Here is a 22959-nt window from a genome sequence, read left to right on the forward strand (position 1 = left end):
TTACACTTTCACGACGGAGATATGACCGCCGGAGGTTGAGGAAACCCGGATGCGCTGGCCGGCTTCAATCCATTCGCCGTCGGCCATAACATCCATCCGCTTTCCGTTAAAGACAGCAATACCGGACGGGCGCAATGTGGAAACAGCTTTACCTTCAGTGCCGACCTCGATCTTTTCTTCCATCGGCGATTTGTAATCGGCCTGATTCACCTGGAGGGAAAGGCTTTTTCCGATCCGGCTTTTCGGGAAATAACGAATCCAGACCACGAAGGTCAGAATACCGAACAACAACAGCCCGACGGCACTGATCAGGTTCCAGGGTTCGGGAAAATTCCTCAAGCCGATCACGGCCGCAACGATCCAGGCCACGGATCCGAAAATGCCGAGGATGCCGCCGGGAATAAAAATCTCCATGCCGATCAGCACGAAGCCGACCAGCAGAAGGGTGAAATAAAGGGTAATCGGTTCCATGAGCCGAATAATAGGGAAGAACAGGGAAAGTTAAAGTGTTGAATGTATCGATTTCGAGGCGTGCGGGAATAAATGCCGGAATTCCGGGGGTGAATCAGTACCCTCCGGATTCCTCGGGAAAGTGGAAAATGGTTTCGTTAGTGCGGGCATAACCGACTTCGTGCGCCACTTTTTCAACAAATTCCGGATCTGTTTTGAAACGCCGCTGTTTATCGATGAGTTCCTGTTCGGCTTCCACTGTGATTTCGATGCGCTGCTGCAGCGAATCGCAGGTCTGCTGGTATTCCTGCAGTTGACGCACTTTGGGTGTGAATGCCAGTACCACCCCGACGCCGGCCATGATGATGATGGCGATCAGCACGATGCGATTGATCAGGTTCCAGTATTTTTCCGTCTGCTGCATAGAAAGTAACGATCAGGTCGTGATGCGAAATAGTATAGTTGAAATATAGCGTGAAACTGAACGGCGACAAGGAAGTTTTAACGTTGGTGAAAATGCTTCCCGGGAGAGAAAGCCGTGTTCCCTCTCAGAAAGAAAAAGGCGCCCCTGGGGGACGCCTTATGCGCTGAAAAATCAAGCGTTCAGCTTATTTCTTCTGCGATGCTTTCTTCTTGGAAGCTTTTTTCTTGCCGGCTTTTTTCTTGGAAGCTTTCTTTTTGGAGGCCTTTTTCTTGGAGGCTTTCTTTTTAGAAGCTTTCTTTTCAACGACCGGTTTCAGTTCGTCACCGTAACGGCTGTCGGAACCGAGCATTTCCTCGATGCGGAGCAGCTGGTTGTATTTGGAGATACGGTCGGAACGACTGAGCGAACCGGTTTTGATCTGGCCGGCGTTGGTGGCCACAGCGATGTCCGCGATGGTAGTGTCGGAGGTTTCGCCGGAACGATGGGAAACAACGGCAGTGAATCCTGCTTTGTGTGCCATTTCGATAGCGTCGAGCGTTTCCGTCAGCGTGCCGATCTGGTTCACTTTGATCAGGATGGAGTTGCCGCATCCTTCGTCGATGCCGCGTTTCAGGAACTTCACGTTGGTTACGAACAGGTCGTCGCCGACAAGCTGGCATTTGTCGCCGATTTTTTCGGTCAGGACTTTCCAGCCGGCCCAGTCCTGTTCATCCATACCGTCTTCGATGGAGTCGATCGGATAGTTGGAAATGAGTTCCTCAAGGTATTCAGCCTGTTCTTCGGAAGAACGTTTGGCCCCGTCTTTACCTTCGAATTTGGTGTAGTCATAAACACCGTTTTCGTAGAACTCGGAGGAAGCACAGTCGAGAGCGATCGTCACATCTTTACCCGGTTTGTAGCCGGCGTCTTTGATGGCTTTCATGATGGAGTCGAGGGCTTCTTCAGTGCCGCCGGAGAAGTTCGGAGCAAATCCACCTTCGTCACCCACAGCTGTGGAAAGACCTTTTTTCTTAATGATGGCTTTCAGCGCGTGAAATACTTCAGCACCGCAACGCAGACCTTCTTTAAAGGTCGGAGCGCCAACCGGACGGATCATGAATTCCTGGAAAGCGATCGGAGCGTCGGAGTGGGAACCGCCGTTGATGATGTTCATCATCGGAACCGGGAGGGCTTTGGAGTTTGTGCCGCCGATGTAGCGGAACAGCGGAATGCCGAGTTCGTCCGCTGCAGCATGTGCACAGGCCAGAGAAACGCCGAGCATGGCATTGGCGCCGAGCTTGGATTTGGTTTCGGTACCGTCGAGTTCAAGCATCAGGTTGTCAATACCGACCTGGTCGATGGCATCCATACCGATGATCGCCGGAGCAATAATTTCGTTAACGTTGGCCACAGCTTTTTCACAGCCTTTTCCGAGGTAACGCTCTTTTTCGCCGTCACGCAGTTCGAGGGCTTCATTAACACCGGTGGAAGCACCGGACGGAACCGCAGCACGACCGGTTGCACCGGAATCGAGCACGATATCCACTTCGAGAGTCGGGTTACCGCGGGAGTCGAGAATCTCGCGAGCGAGTACATCGATAATTTCTGACATAACTTGTCTCCTTCTAGTTGGTTAAAACGGAGTAATTTCCCCAAAACGAGCGGCGAATATAACGGTGCTCTAAAAAGGGGGCAAATCAATAAGGACTAGAAAACGACAAGGGAAACTGTTTACTGAAATCTATACAGGGCGGAGCGGCCGGGGTAAGGCATAACTGCTTCGGGTGTATAGGCACAATGAAAGCTCTACGGTGTACTGATTTCGACCTTGTAGAACTGCTGTGGCAGGGCATCCGGATCTTCGATAATTTCCGTTTCGCCGGATCCGGGAAAGCGGGCGATCTCTGTCCAGCTTCCGGCCTGCAGGAGATCGGCACTGCGCATAACCCGGTAATTCCGGCCGGGTTGTGTCGGACATTCCACCTGCATGCCGCCGTCCAAAAGCGGGATGCCGCTGATGAAGTTCCGGCCGTCGCCCACGAGGGCTAGCCGGACATTTGTAATTTTCCCGCCAGCTGCCGGGAAGCGCAGTTGAACGGTGTTGTCGCCTTCGGTCAGTGTGTCGGCCGGAACCGGAACAGCAAACTGTTTCCAGCAGCGTACGACGCCGGCCGCGTGAGTGATATCCGGGGCGTTGGTCAGGCTGATGCTGTTGAACGTGATTTCCGGATTGTAGCTGAAACCGTCGGCTTTATGCAGCGTATAATAAAGTGTTCCGCCGCTGATGTTCTCATTGACGCCCGCGGGAATATGGATGGTAAAGGTTTCATCGGTATTCGCATCGATGTCTTCCAGCACTTTATTTCCATAATAACTGTCTTCAAATTCCAGCGGCAGTTCAGGGGTTCCGGAAAGCGTGAAACGGACGATCGCTGTGGCTTCGGTTTCCAGCAGAATATTGGTTGTGGAGGTCAGCGGTGTATAGGCTTCGTACACGAGGTTGCTTCCGTTTCCATACAGCTTTTTGATCACAGCATTCGTGATGGTGGTTCCAGCCGGAAGGGTGTTCTGCAGGTTGACTGAAAACGGATTGTTGTAGTTGTTATGCAGCACGACGTAGAGCTGATCTTCATCCAGGAAGGCGCGGCTCAGGAGGTGGTAACTGCCGGAGCGGTTGAATAGATAGTCACCGTTCAGGTCGCCCCAGAAATAGAGATAATTATAGGCCGGTGATTTTTCCCAGGTTTCGGTGTCATAATTCCAGACAAACATGGCATTGCGGTTGGCAACATCCCAGTGTGTCAGCATCAGAATAAAGACGCTCATTTTGTCCATAATGTCCGGCCGGTCCATCATCTTTACGAGCATCGCATTGCAGGATTTCAGATAAGTGAAATAATTGGTCTCATCCCAGCCGAGAATACCGTATTCCGACATCACAAAAGGCCGACGGTCGCCCCAGCGGATTTCATGTTCGTTTTCCCAGAGGTCGATAAATGATTCGAGGCGGCCTTTGGACCAGACATTATAGTGGCTGTATTGCGCGTCATAAACCGTGGAATAACTGCCCTGATCGGCTTTCGTGAAATCATGCTCATAGGCGTGAAAAGCATAGGCGCCGATTTTTTTACCGCTCAGCTCGATGAACTTTTTATTGGTATTCATCCAGGTGGTGAAACTGCTGTCGGGACCGTCGCGGAATGCATAGGCATCCGTCGGACCCGCCACTTTGACATCGGGCCAGTCGACCGCCATCCGGTCGGCTACGGCATTGTGGAATTCGGCAAGTTTGTCCCAGGAATCGGAATCCCAGTGCCAGCCGAAGTTATTCTGAATGGTGCTTTCGTTCATCACTTCATACCAATAAGGCATGAGTGCATTGACATCATGAATTTTTTTGAAATAGGCCGATGTGGCTTCCGCATGGGACTGATGATTGGAGACCGTGAGCACACCATGGGTCAGATTGGTCGGCCAGCAGATAAATTCGGCAAACCGTCCGTGTCCGGCTCCCGACATGACGGTTCTGTGGTGCGGAGCGAGCTCTTTGGCATAAATCAGCCGGCCGGGGCTGTAGGTTGAGTACACTTCATTGGTATCAAGAAATCCGGGACGGAGAGGGTCTTCGGAAAAATAGGTATAATCGTTTCCGTTCCAGTATTTTTCAAAATCCCAGGTGCCGCGGGAGGGCAGCATGTTTCCGTCTTCATAGACCCATTCGTTCGGGTCTTTTCCGTCAATGCTGATCCAGTCGGCAGATCCGGTGTCCTGATAGATGCCGAACCAGGTGTCGCGGTTGAATCCGGAAAAACCACCGATGGCGCGTTTGCGGGTGATGTCAATGGAAACAATGACGGAGTTGGTTTCGGAACCGGACTGTGAAGGGATGATGAAATCGGGATTCGGCGGCGGTTCTGCGGTGGTGTATACCGTCCAGCGGTCAATTTCCACTGCGCTGTCTTGTGATGCACTGAGATACTGTATGCCCGGCCGCATGACATCATTCCACGATCCGTCGTCGGTTGTTTGTGACCACGAGGCTTCAAACGACCCGAGATTCACCCCTTTGGTTAAATTGGTTGCAAAGGCCAGACCGGTAAAAGTATTCGATACGGCGGAGCGGGTGATGTACTGGGTGAACGTAATCCAGTCGCCGGTATCCGATGAGTTCACTGTAATCCGGTTGGTCGCAGCTTCGCTTCCGAACCAGTAGGTTCCGTTTGCCGCCGTGTGGAGATAGGAACCGATGGATGGAGTTTTTCCGCCGGGGTTGACACTGTTGTGCGCAAAGCCTGCGCGAAGCAGATCGCCGTCGCTGAAAATGCCGTCGGCATCTGATATGCGCAGGGTGGTTTCGATCACAGCGGATTCGCCGATACCGAGTGAAAAAGAGGCCCAGCCGGTTGCACGGTTCCATTGGTTGCTGCATACGGCTATCCCCGTTCCGTTGACCTCCACAGCATACCATCCGCTCTGGGTGTCCAGTGCGGCGGTGCCATCCAGCGTGCCGCCCTCGGAAAAGCCTTCGGAGGCGATAAAATCGAGATTAAGTACATCCGTTGCATACACGGCTGCGGCAGTCATCAGGGCGGTTATGCTGAGTGTGGAGAACAGATGTTCTTTTTTCATATTCATTCCTCTTTTCCTGCTGCAATTGATCCGGCGGAAATTCATGTGTAAAAAGTCCCGTATATTGGGGTGACCGGCTGCAAAATGTCAACGTTAACAGTTTTGCAGATCGTTATCTGTGCCGGGGATAGGTTGATTTACATCGGAATCGCTATAGAATCTGCGGCCTATGTTGAGGAAACGAAACAGAAGCAGGTGGTTGAGCCCGGCGATATTGCTGGTACTGGGGCTGCTGGCCGGCTGTTCAACGATTCCCGAACGTGATCTGGAAAATGCGTTTACGTATCAGCGTCTGAAGCGGCACGACGTACACGAGATCGAACCGGTCGAATCCGAATTTCTCGATCTCGCTTCCAAAGCCTGGAAAAACAGGGAACATGGAAATCCGGCGGAGTACATCAGTATTCTGGAACTGGGCGACGACGCGCTGCTGGCCCGGATTCACCTGATTCGTGCCGCGAAGCAGTCGATCGATCTGCAGACGTTTATCTGGAAAGACGATGCCGCCAGCCGCTTTGTTTTCGATGAGCTGGTGCGGGCGGCCGAACGCGGGGTTCTGGTGCGGATGCTGATCGATGCCATGGTTACCCCTGCGGATTCGGAGCAGCTGGCCCGGATGGCACGGGCACACCATAATCTGGAAATTGCCCTGTATAAACCTATGGCGGAAACATCGTATGTCGGCCGAATCGGGTTCTGGAAAAATCTGGCTTTCAAGACGCGGCGCATGAACCGGCGCATGCACAATAAGCTGCTGCTGATTGACGGACGGGTCGGGATCTCGGGCGGCCGGAATTATCAGGGCAGATACTATGATCGGGATACGGATTTTCTGTTCCGTGATCGCGATGTGATCGTGGCCGGGCCCGCGGTGAGGGATATGCAGGATTCTTTTGAGCTGTTCTGGCAGGATAAAGACGCCGTTTTCCTGACCCAGTTCCCGGACGTGCAGGAGGAATTTAAACAGTTGCAGGAGGAGTCCGTGCGGCTGTCTGATCCGGCCGATGCCTGGGCATTTGAAGAGATTGACCGCCTGGCTGACAGTTATTCCATCTGCAGCCATCGGAACTCGCTGAACATCTATGAAGCCGATCGCGTCCGTTTTGTATATGACACTCCCCGAAAGTTCCGCGGGAAAAAAGAGCGTATGAGTTTTGATGATTATTTTGAGGAGGTTCTTCTTCAGAGTGAAGATCGGATGGTGTATCAGACGCCCTATCTCATCTACAGCCGCGAACAGCGCCGTGCATTCAAAGAGATCCGTAAAAAAAATCCGAAATTCCGCATCATTGCCTCCAGCAACAGTCTGGCTTCAGCTGATCATCTTCCGGTTTACGGGGTTTCCTTCAAACACCGGAAGGAACTCTATAAGAAAGCGGGAATTGATATTTACGAGGCCAAGCCTTTTCCCGCTTCGCAACGTGAATATGTCTATGACTACGACCGGATTCTTGATCGGGCGGTTCAGAAAGCCGGAATCACCGACCGCAGCGAAATTCCCGATATCGAGCGTGCAGGACCGATACTCTGCATCCACTCCAAATCTTTTGTGCTTGATGGAAAAATCACACTGATCGGATCGCACAATTTTGATCCGCGATCGGCCAGCCTGAACACCGAGTGCGGGGTGTTCATTTTTGATGAAGACGTTTCAGCCGTTATTGAACGGCAAATTCTAAAAGCATGCGAGCCGTCTAATGCCTGGACTGTGAGTAAAGGAAAGCACATTCCGGTCATCTCGTACTTTAGTGGTTTTATTGGAACCATCTCAACCGCACTCCCGGTCTTTGATGTGTGGCCCTACCGCTACACCACAAACTATGAACTGAAAAACGGGTGCGAAGTACTGAGTCCGCGTGATCCGGCATTTCAGGAAAATTATACCGATGTCGGTTATTTTCCGGAGGTCGACAGTTCGGTTAAAGTGATTCAGACCCGACTTGCCAAAGGGTTCCTGGGCTGGGGCCGGCCTTTCATGTAACACGGAGAGCTTAATGTCGAACATGCGATTCACCCGGGACCTGCTGCTGGTACTCGTCATTTTATCCGTCGCCATTATTACGCCTGTGGCCTACTTTGCATCGCAGGCCAGCCGCGATATTTCCGAGCAGTTCATTGAAAATGCAGCGGATCAGGCGGTCGCAAGATTTCAGTCGATGACACTTTCGGTGGAAGCCACGCTGGGGCTCATGCGCGACTGGGGGGCATCCGGCGAACTGCATCTGGAAAAGGATGATGAACTGGCGAGACTTCTTTTTCCCGTATTCAGCCGGGAGCCGCTGCTCAGTGGAATTTCCGTGGCGAATATCGATGGCAACAGTTTTTATCTGCAGCGCGATGGCGACCGTTTCCGATCAAGACTCGTCAGGCTGGATCAGGCCGGAGAAAATACAGAGGAAAAGCTGTGGAGCTCGGACTACGAACTGCAGGAGACAACAGTCTCTGCGTCGACCTTCGATCCGCGCAACCGCCCCTGGTTTACACCTGCGCTCGCCTCCGATGATGTCTGCTGGACGCAGCCCTACACCTTCTTCGGAATGCAGAAAGCGGGGATTTCCGCGTCCACATCGTTTGTGCGCAGGAAAGACAACCGGCAGATCGTGGTGGCATTTGATATTCTGCTCGGACAGCCTTTTCAGGAATTTTTTAAACTGGCTCCAAGCGAACATTCTCGCGTGATTATCTTCCGGCACGACAACATGCTTTTTATACCGGGATCCAGGGAATCAGAATCCGGTTTTACCTCCATGACTGATGTGGAGGACGCGCTGGTTCGGAAAGTGCATGCAAACTGGACCGGCGAAAAGGCGCTGGCAGATAAAGTCGTTTCTGTATTTCATGAGGGCCGGGTCTGGTGGTGCGGTTTCCGGCCGCTGGACATCGAAAACCGGAGCACCTGGATTGGTGTAATGGTTCCTGAAAATGACATCATTCAGCATGCCGGCCGCCGGATGTACCGCGTAATTGGAATGGGTGTGCTATCCCTGCTGGTTGCCTCCGGTCTTGCCGTTTGGCTGGTCTATCGCAACCGCCATCCCTTTTCAGGAGCGATTCTTTTTGATCCTGAAGATCCCGAAGCCTGTATCCGCCGGCTCATCGGGCAGGGGGAAAACCGCGCCGTCGAATTCAAATCCACCATGCGCATGAATCTGCACACTGAAAAACCGGGAAAGGAAATTGAGCTCGCCTGGATCAAAGGTGTAGCCGGTTTTCTCAATACCGACGGCGGCGTTCTGCTGCTCGGGGTGACTGATGATGGTGAAATCACCGGTCTCGAACGCGATGTTTTTGAAAGCGAAGACAAATGCCGCCTCCACTTCAAAAATCTCATCAGTAAACATATCGGTGCCGACCTTTCCAAATACATTCGCTTTCTCCTTGTTCCAATCGAGGGAAAAACCGTTGGCGTCGTCAACTGCGTCCGGGCAGAAGAACCCGTGTTTGTAAAAGACGGAAACAAAGAACACTTCTATATCCGCAACGGTCCTTCCTCCGACGAACTGCCCGTCAGCCAGGCCCTCAATTATATTAAACGCCGAAAACGATAGCTATCTATTCTGAGCTCCACGATCGTGGGTTCTGGATGATATACTTTTAAGAAGATGAAACTATTTGATGCGCATAACCACATACAGGACAATCGGCTTTTTTCCGACCTGGGGGCAGTCATGCAGCGGGCGGCTGATGTCGGTGTGGTTAAGATGGCGGTAAAGGGCTGTTGCGAAGCTGATTGGCCGCGTGTGATTGAAATCTGTACACGCTATAGCGGCACTCATTCTTCATTCGGACTGCATCCGTGGTTCATTCAAGAGCGTTCGGAGCAATGGCTAAAGACGCTGGAAAACCTGCTGATTCAATATCCGGATGCCGCCGTCGGTGAAGTCGGGATCGATCATGCCGTTGAAGACCGCGACGACGTAGCGCAGGAAAAGGTGTTTTTTCAGCAGTTGGACCTGGCGCGGAAACTGGAGCGCCCGGTTTCGATTCACTGCCGTCGTGCATGGGGGCGACTGATCGAACTGCTGGATGATTTCGGAGAACTGCCACGCGGAATGCTGATTCACTGTTTCGGGGGATCGGCCGAGGTGGCTGTAGAACTGGTGAAACGCGGGGGCTATATTTCGTTTTCCGGTTCCATCACCCGCCCGAATGCCCGCAAGGCCGGACCGGCCATACGTGCGGTACCCGATGATCGCATTCTTATTGAAACCGATTCCCCGGATATTCTGCCGTCCACGGCAAAGGGGCCTTTGAATGAACCGGCGAATGTGAGACTGGTATTGGAAAAGGCCGCCGAATTTCGCGGTATTCCGGAGGAGAAGCTGGCCGAACTAACGTTCCGGAATGCCGGGCGTTTCTTCGGGATCTGATTCGTAGATCACGTCGACGGACTGCAGTTCTCCGGCATCGTTCGGAGCAATGGTTTCCACTTTCAGCACGCGGATGTGCGGGAATTCGGTATTGATGAGCAGGGCTGCTGGACGGGCATCGAAGTGGATTTCGGTTTTGGTTTCGCCGTCCTCGAGATATTCGATGCGATAGGCCTGTTCGGTTTCGGGATCCAGTTTGCGCAGTCGGACCGCAACAGCTTTTTTCGGGGCGGCTTTGCGCTTCGGTTTTTTCCGCTTTTGGCGCGAGGGCAGACTGTCCGGCGGTGTAAGCGGATAAGGCTCGCCGCCAAGGATGACGTTGATCTGCCGTTCCAGGTCGAATATATCGACCAGGAGATCTTCGCGCTCCATCAGCTTCTGATTAATCTGGATCTGGTTATTCATTTGAGGAACCGCGGGATACACCGGTAAATACGAAAGAAATTCCGTTCAGTGTATTCAGCGGTCTATTTTTCTTCCGATGTATTCCCGGTTTCTTCTTCCGCAGCTACGGTTGTTTCTTCAACTTCTGTTGCAGCCTCTTCCTTTTCGACCGGTTCTTCCTCAATCCCTTCCGGTTCCGGTTTCGGAGCGGGTTTCGGTTTCGGGCGGGAGGCCGGTGTCGGTTTTGCAAATCCGGCGACGGGGACCGGCGGTTCGGGATATACAAAAACGCCTTCTTCGCCCACCAGTTCCTCAACCTGGAGTTCAATCGCTTCAATCTGCCGGTAGGCCTCTTCGCGTTTGACCAGCAGGTCATCAATTTTCACACGAGCTTCGAGCGCCTCGCGGATGGTTTCAGCGTCGGCCTGCAGAATAATATCGCGGGCGCTCAGCGGGATCAGTTTTTTTGCCATAGGTTCAACCTCTGATTCTTACTCAGTTTCTATTTAAAAAAGTTCACAATTTTCGAGACGAGGGTTTCTTCGCCGTCGGGTTCATTAAATTCGGTGTCGTTGTCCGTTTCAGGCAGCTGTTCCAGTTTTTCCCGGGCGCGTTCCGCTACAGCCGGATTCCAGTCCTTGGAAAGTTCGGTCAGTGCAAAGCGGGTCAGGATCGGATTTTCACAGAGGGCCAGCCGAACGCAGACGGCGTCATCGCGCGTCAGTTTCCGGACATGGGAATTGGTCAGTTCTTCGGCTGCACAGGCAAAGGCCCGGAGGGAAGGGCGTTTGTGTGCCAGCAGCTTTTCAAGCAGCTCCGGTTTGGTCCGGGTAAACGTCACGCCTTTCAAGGCCAGGTGCGCGATCGCTTCCATATCCTCGCGATCGTTTACAAAAATATTCACCATCTCTTCGTCAAGATCGTTGCGGTAAATCATCTGCAGCCGGACGTCGTCCGATTCGTGATGGCAGAGCTCGATTTTTACGCTTTCCGGCAGATTCGGATTTCCAGCCAGTGCGCGGCAGGCGGCGGGATCATTCGAGGTGGCTATGAGCAGGGCGACCTCTTCATCGATTTTCGGATTAGCTGCCAGTGCGGCACGGACCCCGGCCGAAGAATCGGCCGCCAGAATGTGCTGAATTTCGACCGGCAGTGCCGAATATCCGGCTGTTTCGGCGCGTAACGGTTCACTATCCGATTCTGCGCGGGCCAGCAGCTCGGCCGCATCGGGCTCATACAGATCCTTCACCGCATTTTTCACCAACGGGTCGGGACTGAAACGCAGGGTATCAATCAGTTCCGGCTTCAGTTTGGAACGCCCCAGAAGCAGGCGCTGCATTTCCAGGTCGTCTGAAGCCGCCCAGCCCTGCAGCAGTTCATCGTCCACCCGACCGAAACCCAATATGGCGGCACGGACCACCGCACTGTTGTCGGCCGAAAGGGCGTGTGCAATTTCGGCAGGCAGTTTGGCGGAAAAGGCCAGCGATGCGCGTACCGCCGGTTCGGGGTCGCAGGCCAGTGCGGCGCGATAGTTATCATTAATTGTGCTGTTTCCGGCGAGCGATGCCCGCACCGTCAGGCTCGGGTCGTTCAGCAGTTCCGAGGTAATCTTCGAATTTTGCAGTTTATTGGCCGCCAATGCTGCGCGGACAGCAGGGCCGCCTTCACGCGCCATACGGACCAGGAGAAGATGGGAACAGCGTGGATTGGTCGCGATAGCGGCCTGGATTTCCGGGTCGGCACAGGCATCAGCAAGGTCCTCCAGCACCTGGCTCGGTACGGTGGGATAAAGGGCCAGAAACAACAGGACATCGCGTTCGGGATGCTCACTGTAGAGATCGATCAGTACACGGCTGGGCAGCAGGTTGTGACGGTATTGCTTCACAACCTCGCGCGGGCCATCGTTTTGGATGGCCTCCAGCAGTTCGTCTTTATGGATGTCAGCAGGCATGATTAATAACTGTCGATCAGAATTTCCCTCGGGGTGCTGCCGATCTGCGGGCCGACAATCCCACGGCGTTCCATTTCTTCAATCAGATTAGCGGCGCGGTTGTAGCCGATCCGCAGACAGCGTTGAATATAGGAGGTAGACGCCCGCTGGTCGCGCAGAATAATTTCAATGGCCTGGTCGAGCAGCTCGTCCGAAGCCTCGGCATCCTGCAGGGCATAGGCTTCATCGCTGTCGCACGGAGCCAGATCGGTGATGGAGGTTTTAAAGTGCTGTTCCCGCTGTTCGGCGCAATGTTCCACAACCCGGGCGATTTCAGCATCATCCACCCACGGGCCCTGCACACGTTTGAGGGTTCCGATTCCCGGCGGACTGAAAAGCATATCGCCTTTGCCGCGCAGCGCCTCGGCGCCGCGGCCGTCGAGAATGGTGCGTGAGTCGATCTGCGACGAAACCTTGAAAGCGACGCGGGTCGGGAAATTCGCTTTGATCATACCGGTGATGACGTTCACGCTCGGGCGCTGTGTGGCAATGATGGTGTGAATGCCGACGGCGCGCGAAAGCTGGGCAATGCGGGCCAGGGCGGTTTCCACATCGGCACCGGTGGTCAGCATAATATCCGCCAGCTCGTCAATAATAACCACCAGGTAGGGCATACGTTTCATGCCGAGCTCATCCATTTTGGCATTGTAGCCTGCAATATTCCGGGCACCGATCTTCGCCATAGTTTTATAGCGTTCTTCCATTTCGCGCACGGTCCATTGCAGGGCGGGCACCACCAGCTTTGCTTCTGTAATTACCGGGCGTACGAGGTGTGGAAGTTTTTCGTAGGCCCCGAATTCAACGCGCTTCGGATCGATGAGAATCAGCTCCAGTTCATCCGGAGAAAATTTGCTGAGCAGGCACATCAGGATGGTATTCATGCAGACTGATTTGCCGCTGCCGGTTGCGCCGGCAATCAGCATATGCGGTGCTGCATTCAGATCGGCAATACAGAGGCTTCCACCCAGTTCCATACCCAGCATCAGCGGAATGGCGGCGGAGGTTTCCTGCCAGTCCCGGGAACGCAGCAGTAGGCCGAGATTGAGCGGTGCGGAATTGCCGTTCGGGATTTCGAGGCCGACATACGGTTTCCCGGGAATCGGCGCCTGAATCCGGATACTCTCGGCCGCCAGCGCCAGCGCCAGATTGCTGCTCAGGGAACTGATGGCTTCCACTCGGACGCCGAGACCGGGTTTCAGGCGCAGCTGTGTGACGCGCGGTCCGACGACGGCATCCCAGACGGTGGCATCGACCGCAAAGTTGTCGAGGGTATCCTGAACCGCCTGTTTCTGGTGCTCCAGTTCTTCAGGATCGATAAAGATGAGATCGGTGTTTTCCGGTTGATCAAAAAGATCAGCGGCGGGACGGTTGTAGTCATCTTTGACTGCGGCAACCTGTTCATGAACTTCGTGTTCCGGTTCAGCAAGTTTGATCGGTTCAGGTTTGGCAACGGCGGTTACCGGCAGCGGCTCCTCTTTGATTTTGCTCAGTTTCTGCTGCACGGTGTCGGCATGCTGCCGGATGCGCTCAATAGCGGATTCCCGCTCAATGGAAAACTGTTCCTGAAGCGCGGCCCGTGCGGTCATGCGGTCCGCATATTCGGTCCGCCAGGCGGCAAGCTGCTCCTCGCGCAGCATCCGCTGCTCCTCGGCAGCGGCTTCGGCGGGGTCAGCAATATCTTCAAATTCGGTTTCGTCTTCTTCGACGGGGGCCCGTTCAAAACCTGCGGCCGAGAGCAGGCTGTCGCCGATCCGGGCCATAAACGACCGTACCGCGCGGGCGGAAAAAGGGTCTGATCCCTTGGTGTCCAACGGCTTGCGATTCGTGTTTTCGAGGTCTTCTGAAGTGACTTGCGGCATAAAACTTTCAAGGTGTTTCAAAAGCAGATCTGTATACAGAAATTTACCGGCTTCAGGCGAGCGAATTCAGCTGTTTTCCCGGTTCGGAACCTGATAGAATATATTTTCCGTAAAAATATGAAAATAGGGGCGCTGTCTTAAAACGACCGTTTTTTTTCGTCCCTTTCGGACGTCGTTGAGCGTTAAATGAAAACTGGTACGGCGAATTTGCGGTACCATCATTTTTGAACTGAAACCGGAGTGGTTTATGAAGTTTCTGCGTGGTTTTTTTATGTTTCTCGGTGTGCTGGCATTGACTGCCGCCATTGGAATCGGAATCTCGTTCTGGGTCAGACCCAGTGAAGTTCCTGTGGCTGAGGGGGCGGGTGCGATCAGTCCGGAAATGCTTGAGCAGGCGCGCATCGTTTCCGAGCGGGTCGGAAAACGTATGGCCTGGATGATGATATTGATTTCTGCGGTTCTTCAGCTGTTTGCATGGATTGCCGCGCTCGCTAAAACGAAGGCCATCAGGCGGGCGGGAAACGATCCGGCCCATACGCTGGAACTTCTCGAAGCCATTGATATCTATTATGATCTGCCGCTTTATTTCGGCCTGCTCGGTTCCGTGGGAAGCTTTATTGTGATGACCTATTTCCCGGATGCCGGTCTGATGTTCGCGTATGCTTCGACTGCCATGGGGATCATTGTTTCCGTCATTCTGCGGCTGGGCTACCATACACCGCTCAAGCAGGAACTGCTGACGGCATCGGCTGATGCGAAATAGGGAGAAACGATGCGGCGGTCAATTTTAATCTGTATGCTGGACGTGATGGTCCTTTCCGTACTGGCACTGAATGCCCGGCACACGGCGGGAGGTGGAGCGGGTAATATTCCTGTTCCGACGGGGCGCGCGGCCCGGCTGATTGAAGAAGGATTACGCAATGAAGCCGGCTATCGCGAGGAAATCGCCCGCCTCGAAGCCCGGCTGAAAGAATCCGCTGAGATTTCCCGCAAGGCCCTGGAGCAGGCCGCTCAGGCAGAAGCGCGGGCGGAACGCCAGCGGGCGGAAAATCTTCAGGCGTTGGAAAAACTGCGTGCGGCGGAGCTGGCGGCAGCGAAGGCGCGATCGCAGGCCGATGTTGCCGCCCGCGAGGCGGAACTGGTGAATCGGCAGGCGGAAGAGGCGCGGGCGAGAACCCGTGAGCTCGAAGCCCGCGAACGAGAGGCCAAAGCGCAGGCCGAGGCCGCGCTGGCCCGTGTGGCGTTAGCTGAAAAGCTGGCTGAAGAGGCCGAACGGCGGGCAAAGGAAATTGAAAAATCAGCCGATTCGCGCGAATCGGAAATTCTCGCGGTCAAAGCAGAGGTTGCGCGTGCAAGGGCGGAAAAGGAGGTGGCTGAGCAGCGGGCGAAAGAATTGCGTACCGCACTGGCCGATCGCGAGGCGGCACTTCATGCCGCCCGGGCCGCCGAAGCGGAAGCTGCGGCTAAAGCTGCCGTTGCACTTTCTGAGAGAGAACGGCTGGTTCAGAAAACGGAACAGGTTACCGAGGAACTGGTCGAAGCACGGGTTTCGGTAGAGACGCTGAAAAATGAGGACAAAGAGAAAGAGGCGGCTCTGGCCAAACTTGAAGCAGAGAAGAAAAAAGCGGAAGCCGAGCAGAATGCATCGGTTTGGGTTCGTCGGGATGAAGCGATGCGTCGGGTGATGGTCAGTTATACGGAGCAGAACGCTTCCAGCGGACGGCTGTACCGCGTGAATAAACAGTTGTTTATGCCGCTCGTACAGGTAGGCGGTTTTACGCTGGTACCGGCGGAGTTCAAAGCGCTGGGCCTGAAGAAATCCTTTTTCGGCGGCGGCCTTTCCGATCGTATAACCGCTGTTCGCGGTGTGGCTGCGCCGATGGTGGGGGAAGCGCAGCCGGGATCATTACGCACCCTGATAGTTCCCGCAGATGAACCGCAGGTCTGCCTGGCTCATACCAGTGCGGCGGCTGATAGTGCGCTTAAGCCGGTGACAATGGCGGGGATTAAAAAACGCCGTATGCGGACGGCGATGCTGTTCAGTTACAGCGATGTCAATGCGTATGGGCTGGTGGAAATTGTTCCCATGCTGGGCATTGATTATCTGAATATCCGGCCGATCAGCGGTGCGCGGCCGCAGGTCGGCGATTATCTGCTGACCGACCGCGGTGAATTCATAGGCGTCATGGTTGAAAACGAAGTCTGCTATGTACTGCCGCAGGAGCTGGCTTCCGAGCCGAAACCCGTCATTATTCCGCTTAGGGCCTACGGAAAGCAGGAGGGTTATCTGACCGAATTTGTGAAACGCCTGAACGAAGCAAGGAAGCTCGTGGATGAGCAGTCCAGAACGCGCGGGTTCTAAAGAACCTTTTCCAGGCGGATATCGAAAATAAGGGCGGCATACGGACCGATTTTATCGCCGGCCCCACGTTTTCCCCAGGCCAGATCGGGCGGGACGACAAAACGGAATTTTCCGCCTTCTTTCATCAGCGGAAGTCCCTCTTTCAGTCCGTCGATGGCTTCTTCCAGAGTGAAGGTATCGGTTTCGGTGCTGTGATAGGTGTCTTTAATGACGGTGCCGTCGACGAGCAGAATGCGCTGGTTGACTTCGACCGTGCTCCATTCATCGGGCGATTTCCCGGTCCCCGGTTCTTTGACGGTATACTGCAGGCCGCTGGCGGTTTCGATGACGTCCGGTCTGGAGCGGTTCTTTTTCAGGAAGGCCTCCGTCTCGGCGCGGTTCTGCCCGGCGCCTCCGCGCCCGCGCTTCTTCCCGGCATTCTTATTGTTGTTTTTCTGGCGTCCCATCGGATAATAAAATCCACAGATTTCACGGATTAGAAGGATTATTAATCTGAGAAATCTGTGTAATCAGTGGATCTGTTTTAAGCCAGCGCGGCATTCACAATCTCTTTGGCTTCGGCCTGGATCTGTTTGAGGTGGTCCTCGCCCTTGAAGCTTTCGGCGTAAATTTTGTAGACGTCTTCGGTGCCGGACGGGCGGGCGGCGAACCAGCCGTTTTCGGTGCAGACCTTGAGGCCGCCGATGGCCGCGCCGTTGGCGGGCGCATGGGTCAGCTTCTGGGTGATGGCATCGCCGGCGAGGGTTTCGGCGGTGACCTGTTCCGGGGAGAGGGCGGCGAGTTTGGCTTTTTCTTCGCGGTTGGCCGGGGCATCGACGCGGGCATAAACCGGTGCACCGAATTTTTCGGTGAGTGCGGCGTAATGTTCGCCGGGATCTTTGCCGGTGACGGCGAGGATTTCGCAGGCGAGCAGGCAGAGGATGATGCCGTCTTTATCGGTGCTCCAGACGGTGCCGTCTTTGCGGAGGAAAGATGCGCCGGCGGATTCTTCGCCGCCGAAGCCGTAGGAGCCGTCGACGAGGCCGTTCACAAACCACTTGAATCCGACCGGGACTTCTTTGAGTTCGCGGCCGAGGTCGGCGGCTACGCGGTCGATCATGGAGGAGGAGACGAGCGTTTTGCCGACGGCGGCGTCTTTATTCCAGCCTTCGCGGTGGCGGTAGAGATAGTTGATGGCGACGGCGAGGTAGTGGTTCGGGTTGAGCAGGCCGGCGGATTTGGTGACGATGCCGTGACGGTCGTAATCCGGGTCGTTGCCGAAGGCGATGTCGAAGTCGTCTTTGAGTTCAATCAGGCTGGCCATGGCGTAGGGTGAGGAGCAGTCCATACGGACTTTGCCATCGCCGTCGACGGTCATAAAGCTGAAGGTGTAATCGACGGTGTTGTTGCGGATGGTGAGATCCAGTCCGTATTTTTCGGCGATCGGTTTCCAGTAGCGCAGGCCGGAGCCGCCCATGGCGTCGGCGCAGATTTTCAGGCCGGCTTTTTTGATGGCTTCCATGTCGATGACGTTTTCGAGGTCGTCGACGTAGGGGGTGATGAAGTCATAGCCGACAGTGGTGTCGGCGGCGAGGGCTTCGGGGTAGTAAAGCGATTCCACTTCGTTGTTCTGCTCGGCCAGCAGTTCGTTGGCGCGCTCGGCAATCCAGCCGGTGGCATCGGTATCGGCCGGTCCGCCGTGGGGCGGGTTGTATTTGAAGCCGCCGTTGTCGGGCGGGTTGTGTGAAGGGGTGATGACAACGCCGTCGGCGAGGCCTTCGGTCTTCCCTTTATTATAAGAGAGGATGGCGTGGGAGATTACCGGGGTGGGCGTGTAGCCGCCGTCTTTATCCATCATGACCGTAACGCCGTTGGCGGCAAAAACCTGTAGGGCGGTTTTTTCGGCCGGGATGGAGAGGGCGTGGGTATCTTTTCCCATGAAGAGCGGGCCGGTGATGCCCTGGGCGGCGCGGTATTCGCAGATGGCCTGGGCGATGGCCATAATATGGTCTTCGGTAAAGCTGGTTTTCAGTGAGGTTCCGCGATGGCCCGAGGTGCCGAAAGCGACACGCTCGTCGGGATTGGAAACATCGGGCTGCGTTTCATAATATAGGCTGATCAGCTCGGCAACGTCGGTGAGGTTTTCCTTCTTAACGGGTTTTCCTGCGTCTGGATGAATGGCCATTTTTTTCTCCTGAAATTGATCGGTTGAGCCGGGGTTCATACCAGAGGGGCCGAACGGGCTCAACGCAAAAGCGATTCCGGAGAAATTTAAACGCAGTTCAATCAACCGGTGATCGGCTCAATCCCCATAATTTCGAGTACACTGTTTTCGACGCGTTCGGGAGAATAGTCCGGCAGGTTCCCGGGTACGGCGAAAAACGGAATGCCGGCTGCTTTCAGGTATTCGATGGCCGGGAGGGTTTTTTCGCGGAATTCGGCGAGTCGTTTTCTGAGGCTTTCCACATTATCGTCGCTACGCTGAACAATGTTGCATTGTTTCAGGCATTCGTTTTTGCGTTCATCCGGCGGCGGGCGGAATTCCATATGAAAGAGTTCGCCGCAGGATTTGCAGATCCGGCGGCCGAGGGTGCGGTTGATGATGAGTTCGTCCTCGTTCTCGACCAGGAGGATGGCATCGAGTCGTACGTTTTCGCGCCGGATAAGTTCTATCAGGAAGCGGGCCTGTTCTTCGGTGCGCGGGAAACCGTCGAGTACGGCCCTTTAAAATCCATAGCCCGGAAGGCGGACTCGAAGAGGGCGTTGGTGATGCGGTCCGGAACAAAGAGTCCCTGATCTACATAATATTTTGCTTTCAGCCCCAGCACGAGGGCATCGGCGTCCGGTGCTGCGGTAACATCGAGCATGTCTTTAATTTCTTCATCGGCAATAAAGTCGCCGGCTGCGTTGTCGTAGAAGTGGTTGAGATCGCCGTTGTAACCGAAGGTATTAAACAGGCCGAGATAGTGGCGGAAGATATCGCCGGTCGAAAGCTGTTTGAGGCCGAAGCGGCGAATGAGTACATCGGCCCGTGGCTGCTTGCCCGATCCGCTTTTTCCCATCACCGCCATATTCTGTACGTCACTGAACATTTTATTTCTCCAAAAAAATCCCGAAAGAGGTTAGGGAGGATAAATCGGCATTGCAATACCTATTAAGTGAATTGTTCGGTTATAAATTCCGGGTGAAATAATAGTGGTTGCAAAATGTCCTCGTGTTAATGTCTTTTTTAATCCTTGGAAGTGCTGGGGATGTTGTTTTTCAATGTTTGATTATTTTTAAAAAGGAGGACGGGGATGAGTGATTCCATTGATTTTAAACCGCCCGGAGCTCGGGTGAATATTGCATTATTGAGCTCTTTGCCGGTACTGATCGGCGGCGGCCTTGCCGCATTGTTTATTTTTGTCTGGTTTTTCTGCCGGATTGAGCCGGGGGCCGGGGAGATTGCGGTACTGATTCGTAAAACCGGGGAGGATCTGCCGCCCGGTCAGGTGATTGCGCTGGAAGAGGGTCAGAAGGGCATTCAGCTGGATGTGCTTCCGGAGGGGCGTTATTTCCGGAATCCGTATACCTGGGGCTGGCGGATGCATCGCATCCTGGACGTACCGGCGGGCAAACTGGGGGTGATTACCCGGCTTTTCGGCAAGGAGCTTCCTCCCGGTAAAATTATGGCGGGTGATGGCGAGAAGGGTATTATGGAAGAGATTTACCGTCCCGGTAAATACCGTGTGAACCCTTATGCCTTCAAGGTGCATACTTTCGATGCCATTAATATTAAACCCGGTTATGTTGGTGTGGTTACCGCGCTGACCGGCCGCGATGTGCTGAATTATGATCTTCCGGAGGATAAGCGGAATACATTCAGGGTGGACCCCGGGCTGAAAGGGGTGGCCGGCGAGCTGTTGCCGCCGGGAACGCACTATCTGAATCCCTATATGTATAACTCGGTTGAAGTGGACTTGCGCAGTCAGCGGTTCGATATGTCGGGTCGGGATGTCATCAGTTTTCTGACGCTGGACGGGTTTACGGTCACAGTTGAGGGCTACATTGAATTCGGTATTCAGCGCGAGGAGGCGGCCCTGCTGACCCATCGCGTCGGCGACATGGATGATATCATAAAAAAACTGATTCTTCCGCGGGCCCGCGGGTTCAGCCGGATTGAGGGCAGCAAGCATCCGGCGGTGAATTTTATTGTGGGTGAAACGCGTCAGAAGTTTCAGAACGACCTTGAAGAGCATCTTCGATCTCAGTCAAAGGGCTGGGGTGTCGATATAAAAGCCGTCGGCGTGCGTAAAGTGATTGTCCCTGATGAGATTGCCTCGATCAACCGCGATCGCGAACTGGCGGTGCAGGAGGCGGCGAAGTATGAGCAGCAGATCATACAGGCTAAATCCAAGGCGGAGCTGACCAAGCAGGAGATGCTGGCTATTCAGAACCGGGAAAAAGTGGAGGCTGATACCAAGCGGATTCGTGCGGTGATTGACGCCGAACAGGATCAGAGTGTGCGTCTGATTGCGGCTCAGAAGGAGCTGGATGTGGCGAAGGTGGAATATGAGGCTGCGTTGTTTCAGGCGGATGCGATTCTGCTGACTGCAGATGGGGAAAAGGATGCCATTACTGCACGGAACGAGGCAGAGGCTTCGGTTCTGAAATCGCGGGTGGATGCGTTCGGAACGGGCAGTGCATTTGCTCAGTATACGTTGTATGAGAAACTGGCTCCGAATATTCTGTCGGTGCTCAGTTCGGATTCCGAAGAGGGGCTCGGTTCCATTTTCAGCACATATGCTCCGGCGAAAGGAGGGGTGGAATGAAACTTTCAGCCAAAGGAATTGCAGGGCTTATCGGCAGTCTGATTTTTATTATCGGGGGCATAGCTATTATGTTTATCTGGGGCTTCTGCCGTTTTTATGTGGGGCCGAATGAGATGGCGATCATCACGGCAAAAGTGGGGGAACCGCTGGCTCCGGGGCAGATTCTGGCGAAACCGGGGCAGAAAGGTATTCAGGAGGAACCGCTGGGCGAAGGGCGCCATTTCCGTTTTCCACTTTTTTATGAGTGGGAGATTGAGGATGTTCTGATTATCGAGCCGGGAAAAGTCGGGGTTGTAACATCGAAGGTTGGTGAAAAACTGCCCACCGGAGAATTTATTGCCGTGCGCGGGCAGAAGGGTATCTGGCGCGATGTGCTGGGACCCGGTAAATATCGGATGAACCCGTATGGATACAATATTGAAATTGTGGACGCCATCAGTATTCCGATCGGATATGCAGGAGTGATTACCTCCCGTTCCGGCGATCAGGCCCCTTCGGGACAGTTTGCAGGAAAGCATCAGAAAGGGGTTCGCAAGGATGTGCTCCAGCCGGGACTTTATTATGTAAATCCGCAGGCTTATAAAGTGGACGTGCTTGAAGTCGGGATTAACCAGGTTTCGCTGCTGGGTCAGAGCGGAAGCAAGGTCGTGACCAAAGCGCGCCAGCTGGGCCAGAATCAGGCGCTGAATGTGCTGCAGAATAATATGCTCGAAAAACAGGAGCGGAAACGGGCCGATTATTTCAGCAAACGTGCACGTTCTCTGTTCCCGCAGAAACGGGGTAAGGAGGTTGATTTCACAGTGGGGAAACAGTTGAAATCGGTTGCTCCGGCCTCTTTAGACGAAGGGGAGATAAACCTTGCTGAGCTGGTCAGTTTTCCGTCGCGCGACGGATTTGAAATCAGTCTGGATATGACGCTGGAGTTTGAACTGGATCCCGGTGATATTGCAGGCATTTACCGTCGTTACGGCGATCTGCCGGCTGTAGTCGATAAAATCATCATGCCGCAGATTACTTCGATTTCGCGCAATAAGGGATCCGAGTATCGTGCCAAGGACTTCATTGTGGGTGAAGGCCGCGAAAAGTTTCAGGAAGATCTGACGGAGTCGCTGGAGCTGGAGCTTGGGGAGAAGGATATCCGGGTCTATAACGCGCTGATCCGTCATGTAGTGGTACCGGATCAGATCCGCGCTCCGATTCAGCAGGCGAGTATTGCAGTCGAGCAGGACCTGACGAATAAAGAACGGCAGAATACCGCCCGCAAGGAAGCGGAACTCAATACGCAGCTTTCGTTGATTCAGCAGCGCGGGGAGCAGGTGATGCAGGAGACTGAAAAGCTCAAGGCTGAGATTGCGGCGGATCTGCAGAAGCAGGTGGCCACGATTCAGGCGGAGACGCTGAAGAAGGAGGCTGAAATCCGCAAAGCCACTGCAGCCATCAATGCGGATAAAGTGCGTGTGCTCGGACAGGCCGAGGCTACCGCGCTGGAAAAGACCGATGGCGAACGGGCCAAAGGGCTTCAGCTTAAAACGGCAGCTTTTAATGACCCTCTGGCCTATGCAAAATGGATTTTTGCGGACAGTCTGAATCCGGAAATGAAGCTGAATATCATTCATGCCGGAGAAGGCACACTCTGGACTGATCTGGAAAAAACCGGTTTTGCGGAACTCGGCGGCGCGAAACAGCTGAAAAGCAAACAGAATCAATAGTCCGGGCGGAACT

General features: G+C 54.2%; 19 protein-coding genes. 7 read left to right on the forward strand and 12 right to left on the reverse strand.

Annotation, left to right across the window (positions count from 1 at the left end; translation table 11 throughout):
- From EGM51_16410 to EGM51_16425, 4 genes are all read right to left on the reverse strand, one after another.
- Complete coding sequence (locus EGM51_16410) at window positions 1-471, reverse strand: hypothetical protein (GenBank protein QBG48906.1); 471 nt, start codon at window positions 469-471, stop codon at window positions 1-3.
- A gap of 94 nt (window positions 472-565) precedes the next feature.
- Entirely contained in the window at window positions 566-874 is a 309-nt protein-coding gene (locus EGM51_16415; GenBank protein ID QBG48907.1) for a hypothetical protein, read from the reverse strand.
- Window positions 875-1058: 184 nt separating this feature from the next.
- Complete coding sequence (locus tag EGM51_16420; GenBank protein ID QBG48908.1) at window positions 1059-2465, reverse strand: phosphopyruvate hydratase; 1407 nt, start codon at window positions 2463-2465, stop codon at window positions 1059-1061.
- Between the two features lie 194 nt (window positions 2466-2659).
- Window positions 2660-5488: a hypothetical protein gene (locus EGM51_16425; protein QBG48909.1), complete on the reverse strand. Its 2829-nt coding sequence runs from the start codon at window positions 5486-5488 to the stop codon at window positions 2660-2662.
- Window positions 5489-5651: 163 nt separating this feature from the next.
- On the opposite strand from EGM51_16425, the gene EGM51_16430 reads away from it, so the two are divergent.
- The 3 genes from EGM51_16430 to EGM51_16440 are packed head-to-tail and all read left to right on the forward strand — an operon-like array spanning window position 5652 to window position 9852.
- On the forward strand, window positions 5652-7463 hold the full coding sequence (locus tag EGM51_16430) for a phospholipase D family protein (protein QBG48910.1): 1812 nt from the start codon (window positions 5652-5654) through the stop codon (window positions 7461-7463).
- Window positions 7464-7476: 13 nt separating this feature from the next.
- On the forward strand, window positions 7477-9030 hold the full coding sequence (locus EGM51_16435) for an ATP-binding protein (protein ID QBG48911.1): 1554 nt from the start codon (window positions 7477-7479) through the stop codon (window positions 9028-9030).
- A gap of 54 nt (window positions 9031-9084) precedes the next feature.
- Window positions 9085-9852: a TatD family deoxyribonuclease gene (locus tag EGM51_16440; protein QBG48912.1), complete on the forward strand. Its 768-nt coding sequence runs from the start codon at window positions 9085-9087 to the stop codon at window positions 9850-9852.
- Here EGM51_16440 and EGM51_16445 read toward each other — a convergent pair.
- From EGM51_16445 to EGM51_16460, 4 genes are all read right to left on the reverse strand, one after another.
- A complete protein-coding gene (locus EGM51_16445) occupies window positions 9814-10257 on the reverse strand; it encodes a hypothetical protein (protein ID QBG48913.1) in 444 nt (147 codons plus the stop codon). The genes EGM51_16440 and EGM51_16445 overlap by 39 nt on opposite strands.
- Window positions 10258-10319: 62 nt before the next feature.
- A complete protein-coding gene (locus EGM51_16450) occupies window positions 10320-10709 on the reverse strand; it encodes a hypothetical protein (protein QBG48914.1) in 390 nt (129 codons plus the stop codon).
- 29 nt (window positions 10710-10738) lie between these two features.
- The gene (locus EGM51_16455) at window positions 10739-12187 is read right to left on the reverse strand and encodes a hypothetical protein (GenBank protein ID QBG48915.1); all 1449 of its coding nucleotides are present in this window, start codon (window positions 12185-12187) and stop codon (window positions 10739-10741) included.
- Window positions 12188-12189: 2 nt separating this feature from the next.
- Window positions 12190-13863 (reverse strand): DNA translocase FtsK, encoded by a 1674-nt coding sequence (locus EGM51_16460; GenBank protein ID QBG49335.1) that lies wholly within the window; start codon window positions 13861-13863, stop codon window positions 12190-12192.
- A 469-nt stretch (window positions 13864-14332) separates the two neighbouring features.
- Here EGM51_16460 and EGM51_16465 point away from each other — a divergent pair, with 469 nt between their 5' ends.
- Together EGM51_16465 and EGM51_16470 are read left to right on the forward strand one after the other, a co-directional pair.
- On the forward strand, window positions 14333-14848 hold the full coding sequence (locus EGM51_16465; protein QBG48916.1) for a hypothetical protein: 516 nt from the start codon (window positions 14333-14335) through the stop codon (window positions 14846-14848).
- A 9-nt stretch (window positions 14849-14857) separates the two neighbouring features.
- On the forward strand, window positions 14858-16447 hold the full coding sequence (locus tag EGM51_16470; GenBank protein QBG48917.1) for a hypothetical protein: 1590 nt from the start codon (window positions 14858-14860) through the stop codon (window positions 16445-16447).
- Here the strand turns inward: EGM51_16470 and EGM51_16475 are convergent.
- From EGM51_16475 to EGM51_16490, 4 genes are all read right to left on the reverse strand, one after another.
- Complete coding sequence (locus EGM51_16475; GenBank protein QBG48918.1) at window positions 16444-16893, reverse strand: peptidylprolyl isomerase; 450 nt, start codon at window positions 16891-16893, stop codon at window positions 16444-16446. The genes EGM51_16470 and EGM51_16475 overlap by 4 nt on opposite strands.
- Before the next feature lie 77 nt (window positions 16894-16970).
- Window positions 16971-18611: an alpha-D-glucose phosphate-specific phosphoglucomutase gene (locus tag EGM51_16480; GenBank protein ID QBG48919.1), complete on the reverse strand. Its 1641-nt coding sequence runs from the start codon at window positions 18609-18611 to the stop codon at window positions 16971-16973.
- A 101-nt stretch (window positions 18612-18712) separates the two neighbouring features.
- The gene (locus tag EGM51_16485) at window positions 18713-19102 is read right to left on the reverse strand and encodes a hypothetical protein (protein ID QBG48920.1); all 390 of its coding nucleotides are present in this window, start codon (window positions 19100-19102) and stop codon (window positions 18713-18715) included.
- Window positions 19099-19518, reverse strand: coding sequence for a hypothetical protein (locus EGM51_16490; GenBank protein ID QBG48921.1), 420 nt, complete (start codon window positions 19516-19518; stop codon window positions 19099-19101). Before EGM51_16490 ends, EGM51_16485 begins: the two co-directional genes overlap by 4 nt.
- A gap of 204 nt (window positions 19519-19722) precedes the next feature.
- Here EGM51_16490 and EGM51_16495 point away from each other — a divergent pair, with 204 nt between their 5' ends.
- Window positions 19723-21237: a hypothetical protein gene (locus tag EGM51_16495; protein ID QBG48922.1), complete on the forward strand. Its 1515-nt coding sequence runs from the start codon at window positions 19723-19725 to the stop codon at window positions 21235-21237.
- Window positions 21234-22946, forward strand: a complete 1713-nt coding sequence (locus EGM51_16500) for a hypothetical protein (protein ID QBG48923.1) — start codon at window positions 21234-21236, stop codon at window positions 22944-22946. Before EGM51_16495 ends, EGM51_16500 begins: the two co-directional genes overlap by 4 nt.
- Window positions 22947-22959: the final 13 nt, after the last annotated feature.

Source organism: Verrucomicrobia bacterium S94 (genome assembly GCA_004299845.1).
GTDB lineage: Bacteria > Verrucomicrobiota > Kiritimatiellia > Kiritimatiellales > Pontiellaceae > Pontiella.